This window comes from Dyadobacter sp. CY323, assembly GCF_021390245.1.
GTDB lineage: Bacteria > Bacteroidota > Bacteroidia > Cytophagales > Spirosomataceae > Dyadobacter.
In genome coordinates, this window is record NZ_JAJUXH010000002.1 from 567,355 (window position 1) to 586,355 (window position 19,001).

General features: G+C 44.7%; 12 protein-coding genes. 10 read left to right on the top strand and 2 right to left on the bottom strand.

The annotated features are described in order from the left end of the window. Positions 1–29: 29 nt before the first annotated feature. The 7 genes from LZG72_RS05745 to LZG72_RS05775 all read left to right on the top strand — a co-directional run bounded on the left by LZG72_RS05745 (position 30) and on the right by LZG72_RS05775 (position 11,894). A complete protein-coding gene (locus LZG72_RS05745) occupies positions 30–3,296 on the top strand; it encodes a DUF6443 domain-containing protein (protein ID WP_233868682.1) in 3,267 nt (1,088 codons plus the stop codon). Positions 3,297–3,853: 557 nt separating this feature from the next. Then, positions 3,854–4,237, top strand: a complete 384-nt coding sequence (locus tag LZG72_RS05750; protein ID WP_233868685.1) for a hypothetical protein — start codon at positions 3,854–3,856, stop codon at positions 4,235–4,237. A 647-nt stretch (positions 4,238–4,884) separates the two neighbouring features. Continuing rightward, complete coding sequence (locus tag LZG72_RS05755; protein ID WP_233868688.1) at positions 4,885–5,628, top strand: hypothetical protein; 744 nt, start codon at positions 4,885–4,887, stop codon at positions 5,626–5,628. A gap of 107 nt (positions 5,629–5,735) precedes the next feature. Next, positions 5,736–6,701: a hypothetical protein gene (locus LZG72_RS05760; protein WP_233868691.1), complete on the top strand. Its 966-nt coding sequence runs from the start codon at positions 5,736–5,738 to the stop codon at positions 6,699–6,701. Between the two features lie 267 nt (positions 6,702–6,968). Further along, complete coding sequence (locus tag LZG72_RS05765; protein WP_233868694.1) at positions 6,969–8,180, top strand: serine hydrolase; 1,212 nt, start codon at positions 6,969–6,971, stop codon at positions 8,178–8,180. 60 nt (positions 8,181–8,240) lie between these two features. After that, entirely contained in the window at positions 8,241–10,193 is a 1,953-nt protein-coding gene (nuoL, locus tag LZG72_RS05770) for an NADH-quinone oxidoreductase subunit L (protein WP_233868697.1), read from the top strand. Positions 10,194–10,226: 33 nt separating this feature from the next. Next, positions 10,227–11,894: a NuoM family protein gene (locus tag LZG72_RS05775; RefSeq protein ID WP_233868700.1), complete on the top strand. Its 1,668-nt coding sequence runs from the start codon at positions 10,227–10,229 to the stop codon at positions 11,892–11,894. Between the two features lie 5 nt (positions 11,895–11,899). Here LZG72_RS05775 and LZG72_RS05780 read toward each other — a convergent pair whose 3' ends face one another. Both LZG72_RS05780 and LZG72_RS05785 read right to left on the bottom strand, forming a co-directional pair. After that, entirely contained in the window at positions 11,900–13,027 is a 1,128-nt protein-coding gene (locus LZG72_RS05780) for an ATP-binding protein (RefSeq protein ID WP_233868703.1), read from the bottom strand. Positions 13,028–13,157: 130 nt separating this feature from the next. Next, positions 13,158–13,568 (bottom strand): hypothetical protein, encoded by a 411-nt coding sequence (locus tag LZG72_RS05785; RefSeq protein WP_233868706.1) that lies wholly within the window; start codon positions 13,566–13,568, stop codon positions 13,158–13,160. Positions 13,569–13,811: 243 nt separating this feature from the next. Here LZG72_RS05785 and LZG72_RS05790 point away from each other — a divergent pair, with 243 nt between their 5' ends. The 3 genes from LZG72_RS05790 to LZG72_RS05800 all read left to right on the top strand — a co-directional run bounded on the left by LZG72_RS05790 (position 13,812) and on the right by LZG72_RS05800 (position 18,949). Then, complete coding sequence (locus tag LZG72_RS05790) at positions 13,812–14,927, top strand: acyltransferase family protein (RefSeq protein WP_233868709.1); 1,116 nt, start codon at positions 13,812–13,814, stop codon at positions 14,925–14,927. A 66-nt stretch (positions 14,928–14,993) separates the two neighbouring features. Continuing rightward, on the top strand, positions 14,994–15,701 hold the full coding sequence (locus LZG72_RS05795) for an ATP-binding cassette domain-containing protein (protein WP_233868712.1): 708 nt from the start codon (positions 14,994–14,996) through the stop codon (positions 15,699–15,701). 188 nt (positions 15,702–15,889) lie between these two features. Beyond that, a complete protein-coding gene (locus tag LZG72_RS05800; RefSeq protein ID WP_233868715.1) occupies positions 15,890–18,949 on the top strand; it encodes a glycoside hydrolase family 3 N-terminal domain-containing protein in 3,060 nt (1,019 codons plus the stop codon). Positions 18,950–19,001: the final 52 nt, after the last annotated feature.

The following is a 19,001-nucleotide window of genomic DNA, read 5'->3' on the forward strand; positions in this document are numbered from 1 at the left end:
ATTCTTCCTCCACACTTATTTTTAGAAAGATGAAAAAATATTTCATTGCGATATTACTGTGCACATTGTACCTGGGGACATTCGCTCAGCAAACCAATACACGTAATTACGTTATCAAAAAAACGTACAAACAGTCGGGTGCCAATTCGGACGACATCAGCAAAGTTATTACGCAGGTTCAATACTTCGATGGCCTCGGAAGGCCAGTGCAAACTGTAACGGTTGGTCAAAGCCCATCCGGACAGGATTTCGTTGAGCCAGTTGAATATGACGCCGCGGGGAGGATAGTGAAGAAATATTTGCCGTACGTTGCTGGTGGGAACGGGGCGTATCAGCCCAATGCACTTTCCGCGGCTGTGAGTTGGTATACCGCTAATAGCGCAGGCCTTCAGGCAGCGGATCTCGGGAGACCATATAATGAAACCATTTACGAACTCTCACCATTAAGCAGGGCAGCGAACCAGCGGGCACCAGGAAATAAGAGTGCAAATTCCACAGTTAAATACAAGGTCAATACTGCTTCAGAGGTAAAGCGATATGACTATACCCCGGCAGGCAACACCATTGCATTCATTGGTTACTATGCCACAGGTACGTTAACCCGCGTGGAATTTACCGACGAACAAGGCAACGTCACCAATGAATATACAGACATGCTGGGCCAGATGATCTGCCGACAGACTATCGCCTCTGGCCTGGCAACGCTTTCTACTTATTACGTTTATGACGATCTCGGCTTGTTGAGGGCCGTGTTACAGCCAAATTATCAGGACAACCCGTCCATTACCAACAGTGCATTTACCTATGATTATGATGACCGTGGCCGGATAGTCGCCAAAAATGTCCCGGGAGCAGGTAAAACCGAATACGTTTACGATCAATACGACAGGCTGGCCCTGTCCCGCGATGCCAACCAATTGAAACTGGGTGTCTGGGCATTTACCAAATTCGATGCGCTTGATCGGCCAGTGCTCACAGGCGAAATCACATCCTCTGCCACCAGGACCGACTGGTCGGTAATCGTTGATGCGCTCACCCAGCATCATGAAGATCGTAATAACGCCGCAGTCGTCGGTTACACATTGGATAAAACCGCACCCAAAACTGCCGCCGAAAGCAACATTCTTACAATCACCTTCTATGACGATTACGCATTTTCCAAAGCCTCTTATTTCGCGTTCGATAACTTAATAGTGCCTTCTTTCAACGCAAACGTGAAAGGTCAGGTTACTGGTGGGCGCGTACGTATGCTCCCTGGCAACGCGGCCCAGGACGGTTTTCTTACCAATGTTGTCTACTACGATGCAGAATACCGGCCTGTTCAGTCTACCCGCGACCTTTACGACCTAGGAGTAGAGCGGCATGAACGAAGTACGACGGTGTATAAATATGACCTTGCCCCGGTAATAGATGTAGAAGAAACTATTCATTGGCATTCTGGTAGCGATGGTTATGGCGTTTTCCGGTCATTCATATATGATCATGCTGATCGCCTATTGGATGTTTATGAACAGGTTAGCGCATCCATAGATATTGTCGATGCGCTGTCTGTCTCCTATCGATACAATTCATTGGGAAGTTTGCAGAGTAAATGGTTTTATAACGTAGTTGCCAACAAGTACTTGCTACGTACCGACTACACGTACAATATCCGGGGTTGGTTAACTGACGGGAAAACAGTTTACAAAAAGGACGCGGGTAGTCCTGACAAAGCATTCTTTGGATTCGGGTTAACTTATGCTAATGGCAACAATTACACGAATGGGAATATTAGTCAAATGCAATGGATGAAGAAAGATGATGTCGCATTCACAAAAGGACTTTCTTTCAGCTACGATGGGACAAGCCGCTTCATCGGTTCAACTGGCCTGAATGGATATTTGAATACCGAATCCGGGATCACTTATGATAAAAATGGTAATTTAAAAACCCTTGTCCGGGCTGGGGCGGCGGTCGACAATCTTACCTATGCTTATTCAGCCAATGACAATAGATTAACCTCATTAACCGATGGCAGTGGCAGTAATCTTGGCGTTAAGAACGGGGCCAGCAGTTATGGTTATGACGACAATGGCAACGTGACCACAGACGGCAACCGAAGCGCAACTATTACTTATAACTACCTGAATCTGCCCAAAACGGTGACAATGAACGGCAAAACGCAAGTTTATGACTATGATGCAGCAGGGGTTAAGCATAAATATGTTTCTGACACACTGACGTTGAAATATGAGGGTCCATTCGAGTATAGACAAGTTGGCGCAAACAACATTTTGTACCGCGTCTCATTGTCCGAGGGACAAGCCAAGGTGAAAAATGGCACCGCCAAATTCGAATATTATTTAAAAGATCACCTAGGTAATGTCCGGGTTGTTTTTGATCAGAAGGGTGCAATCAAGCAGCAGACGGATTATTATCCATTTGGACTTTCCGTTAGTACCGATCCGGCTGGTGTCACACCAGCTATAAGAAATGATAATAACCGACAACTGTATAATGGTAAAGAATTGCAGGTAGGAAGCGGATATTTGGATTACGGGGCGAGAATGTATATGCCTGAAGTAGCAAGGTTTGGCTCGGTTGATCGATTTGCGGAAAAGTATACCAACGTTTCTGGTTTCCAATATGCGTTAAATAACCCTATCATTAACATTGATATGAATGGCGATAGTGCCTGGAAAATAACGAACCAATGGACTTCTACGTTCATGAAGCAGTTTGCGAAAGAGCTGCCGTCTTATATCCAGAAATATGAAGCCAGAAAAGATAAGTGCACTTGTGATGATTTAGGGCTTTCCGTGGCAATGGATTTTGCAAAAGATAATCAATTGCCATTCCAGTGGGAAACTGAATCCAAGAGTTTTGATGCTGCATCAGACGAATACTCCGACTATAGTACTTTTTCTCATGACGTAAAAGCAACCTCCGGAGCCCCTGATTTCCAGAATAGCGAAAATACCGTTTCCCTCAATCCCAAGGATGCAAATACGGGTTCAATACTTCTGAATGTGAAACAAAGTACCGGCAGAGCTCACCATGTACAAATGATTATGGGAAGAAGTAATGACGGGAATAGCTTGTTAATTAAGCAGGGAAATTTTAATAGCTTAGGTAGAGTTTTAGGTTCCGATGACCCAAGTTCTATGCGTTATCTAGGGGTGGGTATCCAGACTGGAACATACAACCAAAAAAAAGATATTTGGAGAAATATTACCAATGGCACGACAAGAAACAACTTTTCTTCAGGAGAGCGACTTATCTATAAAGCCTTTAACTTTCAAAATTGGAACAAGTAGACATGAAACATATTCTTTTCAATATCATTGGAATAGTAGCGTATGGAGTTTTGCTTTATGGAGCAAAAACAGGATTGTTTAATGTTCCTCAAAGTTTAACCGTATTGGATATTCTATATGTCTTAGAATTAATAATATTCGGTCATATTTTGTTCATGGTATTTTTCTTAAAATCAGGAAGACAAAAGCTGCTAGGAATTCTCTTGTCTATCTTTTTTTTAATTCTGATATTCTCAACCATTAGTAGATTCAATCCTTTTTAATTTAAGTGCCGAACCAATTTTAGCTAAGGATAAATGGTGATCCAGCAAATGTCACTGCGGCCGTCAGAAACAATATAATTGTTATCACTTCGTCGGTAAAGAATTGCAGTAGGAAGCGGATATCTGGAGTACGGAGTGAGGATGTACATGCCGGAAATTGATAGAATGAACGCGGTAGATGAAGCGGCAATCTGTTTCAAAGTATGTCTCCATACGGTTATGGATTAAATAACCCGCTTTTGATATTGATCCTTCCGGAGATACTTCATTCAATGTAAATGATTTGGCAAAGAATTGAGAGAAATTCAACTCGAAACAGGACAATGTGAATTTAAACGAAGTAAGTGTGGTCAGGCCCGGCTATCAGAAACAACTGGATCAGATGTATTTCAAGACTATGACAAATTCAGCCCATGGCTTCCCGACGCATACGAAATGCAGGTCAATGCCTCCGCCAGCGGTATTTTTGGAGAAGCTGGGTTTAGCGCCGGAGTGGCTATGGACAGCTGCGGTATTGCTCCTTTTATTTCAGCTGGAACTGTAGTTGGTGTGGCGCCGCCTGGGATTGATTTTTCGCTTCAGTTTACAATGAGTGAGCGAGTGAACCTGCTTAAAAAACATACCGACTTGAGTTTTGTTAATGGAGCAGATATCGGTGAAACAATTGGAGCAGGTTGAGTTTTAGTAAGGCGCAAACAGCTATTAATAACCACTCGCTTTCTTTGAATCCCTATTGATACAAAACCTACGGCGTTGGATTAGGACTTGGATCTGCGCTTGGTTATAAATGACACACTCATTCACAAGGTCATATCAACTTAAAATCACCGACAAATGAAAAGCTATCAAAAACTAGCACTTGGTTTGTTTATCTCAGGAATTGCGCTGTCATGTAATAGGGAGGCATCTTGTGAGGAGGCTGCCGAATCATACCGGAGGCAATTTGTCGACATAATTGTTGATAGAAATTCGAATAACGCTTATAGCATGAGACTTGATGGTCGTGATACAAAATCAGGTAGATGAATAGCTTTTATAAGGCAGAATTTTACTTGGGCTCAAGACATTATCAAAAAAATATCGATAGGCGATACCGTAGTCAAACACAAAGGTGAACTTAAATGTTACATCCACAAAAAGGATAAGGTTCTGGTATTCCCGTTTGAATGTAAAGGCAAGGTTTATGAATAGCGTCAATTATTCGATTTCATAATCAAATTTTCCCATATCTAAATAATAACAAATAAATAGTCACACATGAAAAATCAATTATAACACCACTCACTAATCGCATCTATTTAGCGTTGATCGTCTTCGGATGTAAAATGGATGCAGACCCGAGCAAACAAATTGAGAAATGCAGACTTACTTCTTTTGTGACTAGCAGCATCCCGATTTACATGATATATGATAATGAAAAAACGCTTACTAGCGGAAACTATTTTAGCCCTGGTAATACTGAAGTGAGATATGATCACGATAGCCAGAGATGCCTAAGTAAAGTGGTCGTTGTGGGCAATTTGGTTTTGGGAGATACTCTTTTAGCTGAATATACTTATGAAGGAAATCGTTTGAAAACGCTTAAACAATATGGGCGTCAGTATGATATAAACGGAGGTCCTAGCAAGAAATCTATCATGAACTGCAAGTTATATTATAACCAAAGTGACCTGCCCGATTCAATGCAAGTCATAAACTCACTGCTGGATTCGACCGGAAAAGAACATAATTCCGAGCCTTTACGTCTTGATAGATTTTTTTTCGACGGTGGTGATAACCTCACCAAGCAAGAGACATATATCGAGGACGTTAATACAAGGTACGTGCTTGTCGCTTCCAGGTATCATACCTACGATAACAAGCCTAACTATTTGAAAAAATTGAAACAAATATACTTTTTGATTGATCAATCCATTCCATATATGTTTTCAAAAAATAATCTACTGTCTACCCGCCACGAAAGCCCAGGGAAGCCCTCTTGGGAAATTTCCTATGAAATTACATATGATGGCGATCTGGTGAAAAATGACGGCATGCGTTTCTCTGAAATGAAATGGTCCTGCGATTAAATTGTAGGTTTTAAGTTTAAATTCGTCTCCTATAAAGTTTGCCCCCGCGTTACCTTTTCAACTGATTACCGTATCAAGTAAAGTAGATACCGTAAATCAAAACCACAATGAAAAGGAAATACCTATTTTCGCACAGAGGCAGCTTGTTGATGTTGATCGCCGCGCTGCTTTTTACATTCAAAACCTTCGCCCAGGAAAATTTCCAGGTTAAATGGTCGATGGATTACACCCAGGCCGGCGTGTCCAGTCATGCCAATTTTACCCCGGCCAATGCAAGCCTAATGGGCGGGGCAAATACATATACATTACCCAACGTTTATAGTCCGGGCGATGCCATAGTCGCGGGATACCTCACCCGACCTTGGCCCCCGAGTTTTTCGCCGGCACGCTGCATGGAATTTACATTCACCGCCAATTCATTCAAATACAACATTTCCTCCATTTCATTCCGGCTCCGGCGGTCCGGCGAGGGGGCCAGGCAGATTAGGGTTCGGTCGGGTATGGACAATTTTGCTGCCGACCTCGGTTCATTTACGATTGTTGCTCCCAATCAATTTAACTCTTACACGATTCCCGTCAACTTTGCGAACCTTACCGACAACACGTTTTCCCTGCGAATATTCGGCTCCAATCCGGACAGCATTTACGGAACGCTCTGGTTCGACGAGATCATCATCAATGGCCAGGTATTAGCAATCATTTTACCCATCGAGCTAACTTATTTCAAAGCAAAACAAAATGAAAAAGCAATGCAGCTTTCTTGGGAGACGATCTGGGAAAAGAATAGTAAAGAATTTGTCATCGAAAGAAGTCCCGATTTGAAACAATTTCATGCGATCGGAACAGTGGACGCGTCCGGCGAAACAGCTGGCAGAACGTGGTACGAATATGATGACCAAAACCCCATTGCGGGAGTCAGTTATTACCGGCTGCGCATGACAGACCGGGACGGAAGCTTCGCATTATCAAAAGTAATTGATGCCAATATGCAGGATGACGCCGACTTTTTACAAGTTCAGCCAATCCTTCATCTCCTGAAAAAATTACAATTTCGGGGCAAAATATCGATTTAAACTTACTGAAGTTAACAGACGAGGCAGGTCGCCCCATTCCCTTTCATGCTGAATCGATTGACAAAAACCGGGTCAACGTATACCCACGACAAAGGCTGAAAGCAGGGCTGTACGTTATAACATATCAAAAATATGGGCGCAAAGAACATGTTAAAATACTAGTTCCATAAATGATTCTGCGTTTAATTTGTATAGAGTAAGTTTAAATACGAGCGACAAACCGTCGTTATTTTACCAACGTTCAGAATAAATTAAGGCACAAAGCCTATGTTGAAAAAAGTGCAGCCGAAAGTGTGGTGGATGGCAGCTGCTATCCTGGTTATTCTGGTGATCTCATGGGGTTTAGTGAGAAAAAGCAAGTCAGAAACCGAAATGGAGGTGGTTCGCGGCAAAGCAATTTCAAAGCTTGATCCCGTAGCTATCAAGAACCCGGATGCGCTTACGGCACTCAAAATTTCCAAGATCGAGGAGATTTTCAGAAAAAAGAAACGGGCAGGTTTTAATGGAAATGTGTTGATCGTCCAGAAAGGCCAGATATTGTATCAGAATTCGTTCGGTTTTGCCCATATCAAAGAAAAAGATACACTTACCAGCGCCTCGCGGTTTCAGCTGGCGTCTCTTTCAAAGCCTTTCACGGCTATTGCAATTCTGAAACTGATCCAGGAGGGACGTGTTGCATTAGACGATTCGGTGCAGCGATTTTTTCCTGAATTTCCGTATCATGGTGTGAAGGTGGATATGCTGCTGAGCCACCGCAGCGGGCTTCCCAATTACATTTATTCGTTTGATGATAGTGTTCGCCACGGCAAAAAGTATCCGGATAACATGGATATTCTGGACTGGTACGCCAAGGTAGTGCCTACTCCAACCCCATATAACAGGCCCGGAAGGTCATTCAATTACTGCAATACCAATTACTGTGTGCTCGCCGCGATTGTTGAAAAGGTCACCGGCGCGCCATTTGGCCAGTATCTCAATGACCAGATCTTTGCGCCGCTCGGCATGCTCAATACATTTCTGGTGACGGATACCACATCCGCCGCTACCGTAAACCGGACTGTCGGGCATCAATATGGCCGCCGGTTGGAAAAGGATTACTACGACGATGTGGTCGGCGACAAAGGCCTGTACTCCACAACTGGCGACATTTACCGGTTTTATAATGGGCTCACCCAGGGTCTGTTACTCGACAAAAAACTGCTGGATGAGGCTTTCAAACCCAGAAGTTTCGAGCGCGCAGGCATTCGAAATTACGGCTACGGCTTCCGAATGCATACAAAAGAAGACAATACGCCCCGTTTTATTTACCATGGCGGCTGGTGGAAAGGTTACAATACCATGCTGTGGGTTTGCCCCGAAGATGAGGCCGTGATCATTGTTTTAGGAAATTCCTATAATCGATCAACTTACGATCTCAAAGAATTGCTCGCCGCGATCCACGGAACGGACAAAATCGAGGACATCGAGAAAGACATCTAGCTTGTTTGAATTCGGCAGCGAATTCAGGATATTTGCCGAATAAACGAATTCCAGCACCTCATGCCCGATTCCACATACATTTTACCTGCATATGTGCTGTTGGGCTTGCCTTTTTTTGCTTTTCTGATCCTCTGGCTTGCCGGGAAAAATCTCAATAAACTAGCTGGCTGGGCCGGCGCACTCATTACCGCCACCGGACTTTTTGTTAGTATAAAATATGCCGATCCCGGTATGCTGCATGTCGTTCATTTCAACTGGCTGACAATCGGCAGCACCTCCATAGACCTCCCTTTCCGATTCGATACCCTCAGCTTCGTCATGCTGATTGTCGTGCATTTTGTTGCATTACTTGTCCAAATATACTCCACAGCTTACATGCATGGAGACAAAAATCTCCATCGCTATTTCGCATTCATACAGCTATTCCTTTTTTCGATGATCGGCATAGTGCTTTCCGGGAGCTTGCTGGTGATGTACATTTTCTGGGAACTCGTCGGGCTTTCTTCTTACCTGCTGATTGGCTTCTGGTACTTCAAACCCAGGGCTGTTTGGGCTGCGCAAAAAGCGTTTGTACTCAACAGAATCGGTGACGCCGCGTTTTTAACCGGTATTTTAATGCTGTTTTACTATATAGGTTCTACCGACTTTGAGGTACTTGCATTAGAAGTCAACCACTTGGACACGGGCATTTTGACGGCAATTGGACTTTGCCTTTTTGGGGGCTGCATGGGGAAATCGGCACAATTTCCACTTTCGGGATGGTTGCCCGACGCCATGGAAGGTCCTACCCCGGTTTCGGCACTCATTCACGCTGCTACCATGGTTGCTGCCGGGATTTTTTTATTGGCAAGAATCGCCTTTTTACTGACGATCGACGCCCAACTGGTGATCTTGATCATCGGGACCATCACCATGCTGATCGGCGCATTCAAAGCCATGACCGCCTGGGATATCAAACGCGTACTCGCCTATTCTACCATGTCGCAACTGGGATTAATGGTGATCGCGGTGGGTTTTGGAAGCTGGCAAACCGCATTATTCCATCTGGTAACACATGCTTTTTTCAAAGCCGGACTATTCCTTTCCGCAGGATCCGTAATCCACGCAGTAATGCCGTCACATGCCGATGAATCGTTCGATCCGCAGGATATGCGCACTATGGGTGGCTTGCGAAAAGCATTACCGATTACCTTTTTGTGTTTTTCGATATGCGCCGCTGCATTAGCTGGATTACCTTTCTTCTCCGGTTTTTTATCCAAAGACGCCATCATTACCGAAGGATTTTTGTGGGCCTCCAACTTCGGATTGTTCGGTTACCTGTTCCCGGTACTCGTTATTTTCTCGGCCGGCCTCACCGCCTATTATATGAACAGGCAGATCTGGCTGGTGTTTTTCGGTGATCAAAGATTTAATGCTTCCCCAAATGTCCATCCACACGAATCTCCAATTGCGATGTGGCTTCCAATGGGTGTTTTATCAGCATTATCTATATTTTTCTGGTTCTCATTCAACCCGTTTAATGCATCTGGCTGGTTCCTGCATTTCATTGGTGTGAATGAAGCTGCGCATTTATCATGGGTACCCATTATCGCCAGTGCTACTACATTTCTCGCTATTTTTCTGGCTTACAGACAAATGAAAGCACCAGATCCATTCGGAGTAAATGGTTCTAAAACAGCTCCTGAAACCGAGAAACTTAGCTGGCTTCGCGACTATTCCCAGGAACATTACTTTATCATCCCATTCAGTTTTATTACAAACTATTTAATGCGGATTGAAAAACGGATCGTGGACCGGTTTGTCGATCTTGTTGCGAAAAGCAGCGTGGTTTTTGCACACGTCATCAGCTGGGTCGACCGGACTTTTGTTGACGGTGGGGTTCATTTGACGGTCTTTTCAATACGTTCGGCCGGGCAGGCTGTAAGAAGCGCCCAAAACGGGAAAATTCAGTCCTATTTTATTGTAACTGCAATGGGCGTGTTTTTACTGATTTTATGGCTGGTCGTCATGTAGTGTGTGCTAATGCTATTTTTAAATTAATGCTTGATGATTGATCATATACTCTCCTTACTGATTGCCTTCCCATTACTTGGTGCAGTGGCGGTTGCCGTCTGGCCATCCCAACGTCCCGAAAATTTCAGGCTGATCGCATTATCTGCATTGATTCTCGAATTTCTGACCGCCATTTCCCTCTATTTTATTTTTGATAAACAAAATGGGGGTTATCAGCTGGGCGAAGTTTCTGACTGGATCACGCTACCCATTGGTTCTCTGGGCATTATCTCCATAGATTACGCTTTGGCGGTGGACGGGATCAGTCTGCCATTGGTTCTGCTGGCGGTCGTCGTTTTGTTCGTAGGCGTGATCAGCTCGTGGAATATGGGGCAGAAAACGCGCGCCTACTTTTCACTTTATTTACTGCTTACCGGAAGTGTCATCGGTTGTTTCCTGGCCCAGGACTTATTTCTGTTTTACCTTTTCTTCGAATTCATGCTCCTGCCAATGTACTTTCTCATCGGACTTTGGGGCGGGCCGAGGCGGGAATATGCAGCGCTCAAATTCTTCATTTACACTTTTTTAGGCTCCCTATTGATCCTCATCGTGATGATTGGACTGTACCTTTCCGTCATCGATCCTTTGGAAACGGCAAAAGTGGTGGGCATTCTGGGAAGCGAAGACATGATTCACCCGGATCTCATTCCTCAGATACAACAATGGCTGATCGATGGAAAGATCGCGCCCGAGCAACTCGTGCACACGTTCCGGTTTGCCTATCTCGCTGATCTGGGAAACTACATTCCCGGCTCGCTTCTTAGCGCATCCGCCGGGTATTTCATTGCTGATATCCCAATTCGGCTGCTCGCATTCTGGTTCCTGTTTATCGGTTTTGCGGTAAAGCTACCTGTGTTTCCCGTGCATACCTGGCTGCCCGATGCGCACGTAGAAGCCCCGACGCCCATTTCGGTCGTTCTCGCCGGTATTCTTCTGAAAATTGGTGGTTATGGATTTATCCGGATTGTGGACGGTTTCTTTCCGGCTGAGGCATTATACAGTACCATTCCGCTCGCCATTTTAGGAATGATCTCCATTGTATATGGAGGTTTTAATGCATTGGGACAGCACGATCTCAAAAAAATGATCGCCTACTCTTCCGTGTCACACATGGGTTTTGTCTTACTCGGCATCGCCGCATTCACGGCTGAGGGGATTAATGGCGCGATTTATCAAATGGTAAGCCACGGCGTACTTTCCGCCATGCTGTTTTTGCTCGCAGGTGTCATTTACGACCGCACCCACGACCGTCGCATTGAGCATTACCGGGGGTTGATCCAGGTCATGCCGCAGTACACCATTATTACCGGAATTGCATTTTTCGCGTCGCTGGGTTTGCCTGGTTTTTCTGGATTTGTCGGAGAATTGTTCACCTTAATGGGTGCGTTTCAATCAAATTTGCTGCCTGTTTGGATACCGGCATTTTCTACGATCGGGATCATCCTTGCCGCCGCCTATTTCCTGTGGACTTACCAGCGCATGTTCTTCGGCAGTTTTTGGTATAAAAACGGCCCCACCCACATTCTTACAGACCTCACCGTCCGTGAAAAAGGAATGTTGTTTCCACTGGTACTCTTAACCATCCTCCTCGGCATACTACCCGGACTCCTCTTCGATATCAGCGGCCCGACAGTTCAGGCGTGGGTTGATGGTTTGAAGTAGGAAGATTATTTAGTTAAAAATGAATCCCTGTTTTCCGGGCTTATTGTTTGAATTTTCGCCTGCGGATAGGACGAAAGGAAAGTAGTAGGAAAACGCTTTTTAGCTTCCGGATTCCATTTAAATTCCACTGCATTAAGTTCATTGCCCGTCTCTTCAATGTAGTCGATTTCCTGCTGCTGAGTTGTTCTCCAGAAGTATGTCTTCGCATCTATACCTTGTTCATTCAGGAATTTTCGTCGCTCGCTGATCATATAGTTTTCCCACAATGCACCTACGTCACGCCTGTTTGCAAGCTTATTGAAGTTGCTGGTAACTGCATTCACAATTCCATTATCATAAAAATATATCTTCCTTCCCTTACGGATCTCATTACGAACATTTCCCGAAAAAGCCGGAACAGTAAAAAGAACGAATGCTTTTTCAAGTAAATCAATGTATTTCTCAATCGTCTTATTATCTGCCTGAACCAACCTGCCGAGTTCCGTAATATTTACCTCGCTTCCAATTTGCAAGGCAATCGCCTTCACAATCTTTTCCAGCAAAACCGGCTTCTTTATCTCTTCAAGAATCAGAAGATCCTTATATAAATAACTATTGGCGATCAGTTTGAGGTGTTTTTCGGCATTGTCGGGGTCGATGATAATTTCGGGATATGATCCATAAATGAGTCTTTGTTCCAGAAGTCGCTGCTCCGTAAGGAAATCAGTGTGACCTACGAGTTCACCATAAGATAACGGTAAAAGCTGCATCTCGTATCGCCTGCCAGTCAATGGCTCATTAATGTTGCCTGCAAGCTCAAAAGATGAAGAACCTGTCGCAATAACCTGAACATCCTTGAACTGATCAACCATTATCTTAATGACAAGACCCACATCATTTATTCGTTGGGCTTCATCAATTAAAATTACTTCATTATTACCGATAATTCTTTCCAACAAGGTTGCATTGGGTTTGGTAAAAAGCTCTCTGATATCCGCATCATCCCCGTTTAGGCGAAGGGCCTTTTTCCCAACAACATCCAGTAGCTTTTCAGAAAATGTCGTTTTTCCAGCTTGTCTGGGACCATAAATAATAAAGGCTTTACCTGTAAAAAGGTGTTTCAGAGCATATTGAAGTTGATTTCTGTCGATCATGACCTGCCATTTTCAACAAAAATAACAAAAAATGGACTCAAATCCATTTTAATCATAACCTACGTGGATTCAAATCCATTTATATTATGATTATTATGGATTCAAATCCATTTATATTATGATTTCCAACTTACTTCCCAAAAATCTGATCCAGGCTGAATCTTCCTTTTTTAGCTAATGCTTCCAATTGTTGCTGCTGCGATGGGTTCAGGACTTCGATCATTTCGATTCGTTTTTCTTCGGCCAGTTTTTTCTTGTCACGACGTTTGGTATCATCTCGTCTGGAAAGTTTACGCTCCATTCTTGCATATCTCCGATCGATCTTTTTGAGCTGCTTTTGCTGCCTTTTTGAAAGGTTTAGTTCTTCTGCGAAACGGTCCAGGTTCTTCTCAAGTCTGCGGTTGTTGAGCTTATTGTTAACCACGGGCTCTTCGGTCCGGTAGTTTTCGTCATGATCGGAAGAACCGGAATTTTGAGAAGTGGCACAGCCGCCCAGCCAAAATGTTGCAACCAAAAAGCAAAGTATCAGGGATCTTTTCATCGGATTTTTCAGGGGTTAAAATGTCGAAGCTTATAACGCCGGGGTGTGGCCGAAGATTATAAAAACAACTGCCGGCATTTTTCTAGGAACATCCGAACGACAAATAGACTTATTCAAATAAATGTGATTTGGCTGAAAGTTAGAAATGGTATTTTTTAGCATCTTTACAGTAGTGTTGTTAGCTTTTATTCCAAGGTGCATTCCATTTTCCAAATATTATTTCCTTTTACCCTCAATTATTAGATGAAAGATAGTTCCGCGCCACAAAGGTTGTTGTCTCTGGATACCTTGCGTGGCTTTGATATGTTTTGGATTTCAGGTGGTGAAGAAGTTTTTCACATTCTGGCAAAAGTAACAGGTTGGTCCTGGGCCATTTTTCTAGCGCACCAGTTCACACACCCCGATTGGAATGGTTTCCGGGCTTACGATCTCATTTTCCCGACATTCCTATTTATGGCCGGAGTTTCCACGCCATTTTCGCTGGGAAGTCGCCTGGAAAAAGGAATACCGCCTTCCGAATTGATCCGCAAGGTGGTTCAGAGGGGATTTATCCTGGTCTTTTTAGGGATCATTTATAACAATGGAATTTTCGAAACCGAATGGCATAACATGCGTTATCCTAGCGTTCTGGCCCGGATCGGATTGGCTGGAATGTTCGCGCAGATCATTTATTTATACACCGGAAAAAAGGCACGCTGGATCTGGTTCGCCGGTTTGCTGATCGGCTATTACCTGTTCATGATGTTTTATCCCGTTCCGGGCTGCGGCGCCGGCCTGCTTACCATGGAATGCAACCCGGCGAGCTACATCGACAGAATGCTTATTCCCGGCAGGCTGCATCTCAAAATACACGACCCCGAAGGTTTGGTTTCCACCATACCAGCCATTGCAACGGGATTGATGGGTATTTTTGCCGGTGAACTTTTAAGAACCAGCGAAGAGATCATCTCGAAAAACACAAAAGTGGTTTATCTGCTGTTTGCGGGAATCGTGAGTTTGCTGGTATGTTTGGTATGGGATTACTTCTTTCCGATCAACAAGAATTTATGGACGAGTTCGTTTGTGCTGTGTGCAGGCGGTTTCAGCACGTTGCTTCTTGCATTATTTTACTGGATCGTGGATGTGCTCAACTACCGCAAATGGACTTTTTTCTTTGTCGTAATCGGAATGAACTCCATTGTTATCTATATGATCGGCAGTTTCATCTCATTCGGTTTTACAGCAAAAGCACTTTTCGGAGGCATTCTGAGCTACTTCCCTGAACCAGTTGAAGCAGTAGGAGAAGTCCTCGCATTCATCGCCGTCCAATGGGCATTTATGTATTTGCTGTATAGGAATAAGTTGTTTTTGAAAGTGTAGTTTGTGAGATGTGAAAAGTGAGATGTGAGATGTATTCTGTCGTTTAATCATTCATTCATTATATAAATGTCCATTGAAGTTACCAATCTTACGAAGGTTTATGGGCAGCAGCGGGCGATTGATGGTATCTCGTTTACACTGAAAAAAGGGGAGATAGTTGGATTTCTCGGGCCTAATGGCGCGGGGAAATCTACTACAATGAAGATACTGACGGGCTATCTGAAACCAACCGGCGGCCTCGCCAAAGTATCCGACTTTGATGTGGTGAACCAGCCTATGCCGGCCCGCAAATCCATTGGTTACCTGCCGGAACATAATCCGCTTTACCTGGATATGTACGTCACCGAATTCCTGCTTTTTTCCGGCGGACTGTATGGAATGAGCGGAGCGGCATTAAAATCCCGGGTAGAAGAAGTGGTCATGATGTGCGGGCTCCAACCGGAAAAACGAAAAAAGATCGGGCAGCTTTCCAAAGGATACCGTCAGCGGGTCGGACTTGCGCAATCTTTCCTGCACGATCCGCAGGTACTGATCCTCGACGAACCGACCACCGGCCTGGACCCTAACCAGATACAGGAAATCCGGGAAGTGATCCGCTCGGCGGGAAAGGATAAAACGGTATTATTTTCGACCCATATCATGCAGGAAGTGGAAGCTTTGTGCGACCGGGTGATCATCATTAACAAAGGAAAAGTGGTCAACGACAGCTCGCTCGAGGCGCTTCGGGCATCGGGAAATTCGCTGGAAGAAGTGTTCCGGAATCTCACCAGCTAAGTTCGTTTGACCCTGGTATTTGTTCAGACGATAGTGGTTTAAACAATTATTAGAATTGCCTTAAAACTTCATTTTATTGGATTTAAAGCGTGTTCAAATTGTTATTATTGTAACTGTTGATAAACTCTGAATACTGTGTCAAATACAGCAAGCCTAACAATTCCCTCGTTAAAGTCAGTGATTAAAGGATGAAAAATTGGTTTTTTAGCCGTTTGCGCGTAGTTATTGGTATTGTTGTACTGGTCGTGTTGACCTCGGTCGCTTCCGTAGCCTGGAAGCGAATGACGGCCAATACCAAGCCAGTACTTACTGCTGTTCATGAAACTAAAAAACCAGCCGTAAAAGCTCTTAAAAAGCGGGCTGAACCGGTGCTCGTACTTCCTGAAAACGCCTGGGTCGACAGTACCCTCCAATCACTAAGTCTCGATGAAAAGATTGGCCAGTTGTTTATGGTCGCTACATATTCAAACCGCGACGATTCTCATTATAAATACATCGACCGCCTGGTCAACGAATTCCATATCGGTGGCCTGATCTTTTTTCAGGGTGGCCCGGTGGGTCAGGCTCAGCTTACAAACCGGTACCAGGCGCAATCCAAAATCCCGCTATTTATCGGTATTGACGGCGAATGGGGATTGGGAATGCGTTTGGACAGTACACTTTCCTACCCAAAACAAATGGTGTTAGGCTCGATCCAGGACGATCAGCTTATTTATAAAATGGGCAGTGATATTGCCAGACAATGCACGCGCCTCGGGATCCAGATCAATTTTGCCCCCGTTTCCGATATTAACAGCAATTCCGCAAACCCGGTGATCGGCATTCGTTCTTTCGGCGAGGACCGCGATAATGTGACGCGCAAAGCCATTGCGTACATGAAAGGTTTGCAGCATAACAAGGTGATTGCCACTGCCAAGCATTTCCCCGGCCACGGAGATACCGACGCGGATTCCCATTTTACATTACCCGTACTGACGCATTCTGCGGAGCAAATTCACGAAACGGACTTGTACCCATATCGCGCGATGATTGCGGATAGTTTAATGGGCGTTTTGAGCGGGCATTTAAATATTCCCGCGCTCGACAGTACGCCAAATCAGGCCAGCTCACTTTCGGAAAAAGTCATTAATGGACTTTTAAGAAAAGATCTGGGATTCCGCGGATTGGTGTTTACAGACGCCATGAATATGAAAGGGGTACTGAAAACCGGCAAAGCCGCAGACGTGAACCTGAAAGCGATTGTGGCGGGAAATGATGTCTTGTTATATCCTGAAAGCATTGCCGAAACGGTTGCGAAAATCAAGGACGCGATAAAGGATCGGTTGATCAGCGAAAAAATTATTGATGATAAGGTCAAAAGAATATTGCAGGCCAAATACTGGTCGGGGCTGAGCCAGTACAAACCGGTGGATGTTAACAATCTGTACAATGACCTCAATCCGGAAAGCAGCAAAGAACTCTACCGCGCACTTTGCGAAGCATCGGTAACAGTTGTGAAAAACGACAATAACCTGCTTCCGGTTGGCTCGGTGATCGACAACAATATGGCTTCTGTGAGCCTTGGCGACGGCAGCGGTGTGGCATTTCAGAAAATGCTTTCGACTTACAAACCCATGCGGTCTTACGCTTTTTATGAAGGTCCTTCTTCTCAGGAGCAAATCTCGGAAATGCTGACTTACCTGCAACGCTACAATACGGTAATCGTTGATATTCATGGCATTGCATCTAACCCAAAACGGAATTACGGCATTACCCAGGGCATGACCGATTTTGTTTCGCAATTAAAACAACAGAATAAAAAAGTCATTCTTTGTCTTTTCGGGTCACCATATAGCATTCAGTTCTTCCCGGAAACGGATGTGCTCATTTGTGCCAACCAGGATGGGAAAGATCAACAGGAGATTGTCCCGCAGATCATTTTCGGGGCGATGAGCTCGCAGGGAAAGCTTCCGGTTTCGGTATCTTCCTTCAAATCAGGCACCGGCGTAACCACGACGACCATCAACCGCATTGCATTCGGCACGCCGGAAAGTGTTGGGATGAATGGAAACTGGCTAAAAAAAATCGATGAAGTAGCGACTGCGGCAGTGAATGACCGTGTGTTTCCCGGATGCGAGATATTGGTTGCGAGAGGTGGTAAGATCATTTATGATAAACAGTTCGGCGGTCTTAATTACCGTACTCCGGAACGAGTAACTTCGGAAACGATTTATGACCTGGCGTCCGTCACCAAAGTTTCGGCCACATTGCAGGCGATCATGCTGCTTTACGACCGCAAACAAATTGACCTGGATGCAAAGGCTTCGACCTACTTACCCGAATTAGTAGGAACCAATAAACAGAACTTCACGATCCGTGACCTGCTGATGCACCGTTCCGGGCTCATTTCATTTTATCCACCGCTTTGGGACAGAACAAAAACCAGCGCAGGAGGATTGCTACCTGAATATTATAGTTCAAAGTCGGATACCGCCTACTATTTGCAAGTTGCTCCGAAGCTTTTTGCCAAGCCCGCTTTGCGTGATTCCGTTTGGAAATGGGTGATCGAATCGCCGATGAACAACCGAAAAGACCGGGCTGGTAACTATGGGTTTTTGTACAGTGATCTTGGATTCCTCACACTACAGAAAGTCGTAGAGCGTGTTACCGGCGAGCCTTTGAATGTGTTCGTCGCATCCAATATTTACGAACCGCTCGGCCTCGGTTATCTTGGATTTAACCCACTTTCCCGGTTTCCCTACAAACAAATTGCACCTACTGAAAACGATTACCGGTTCCGCGGTCAGTTGTTGCAGGGAACAGTTCATGATCAAATGGCGGCGATCATGGGTGGCGTTTCGGGACACGCCGGATTGTTTGGAACGGCCAGAGATCTCGCCATTTTATTCCAAATGAACCTGTGGAAAGGCAATTATGCAGGAAAACGCTATTTTGAACAAGCTACTGTTCCATTCTTTTCGCGCGTGTATGACGAGTCGCACCACCGTGGATTGGGTTGGGACAAAGCACCGCTTGATGGGAACAGTTCATACGTTTCACCTCAGGCGTCGGTCAATTCGTTTGGCCACACCGGCTTCACGGGAACGATGGTTTGGATGGATCCACAGGAAGATCTCCTTTTCATATTTTTGTCAAACCGTGTGAATCCGGATCCCGATAACAGCAGTATTACGACACAACGTACCCGCCGAAAAATCCAGGACATTGTTTACAGTTCGTTGCTGGAAAGGAAAAGCCAGCTTCCTTAATGGACATAAAGTGTATTTCAAAAATATCTCTAACTTTACCAGTCAAACAGGT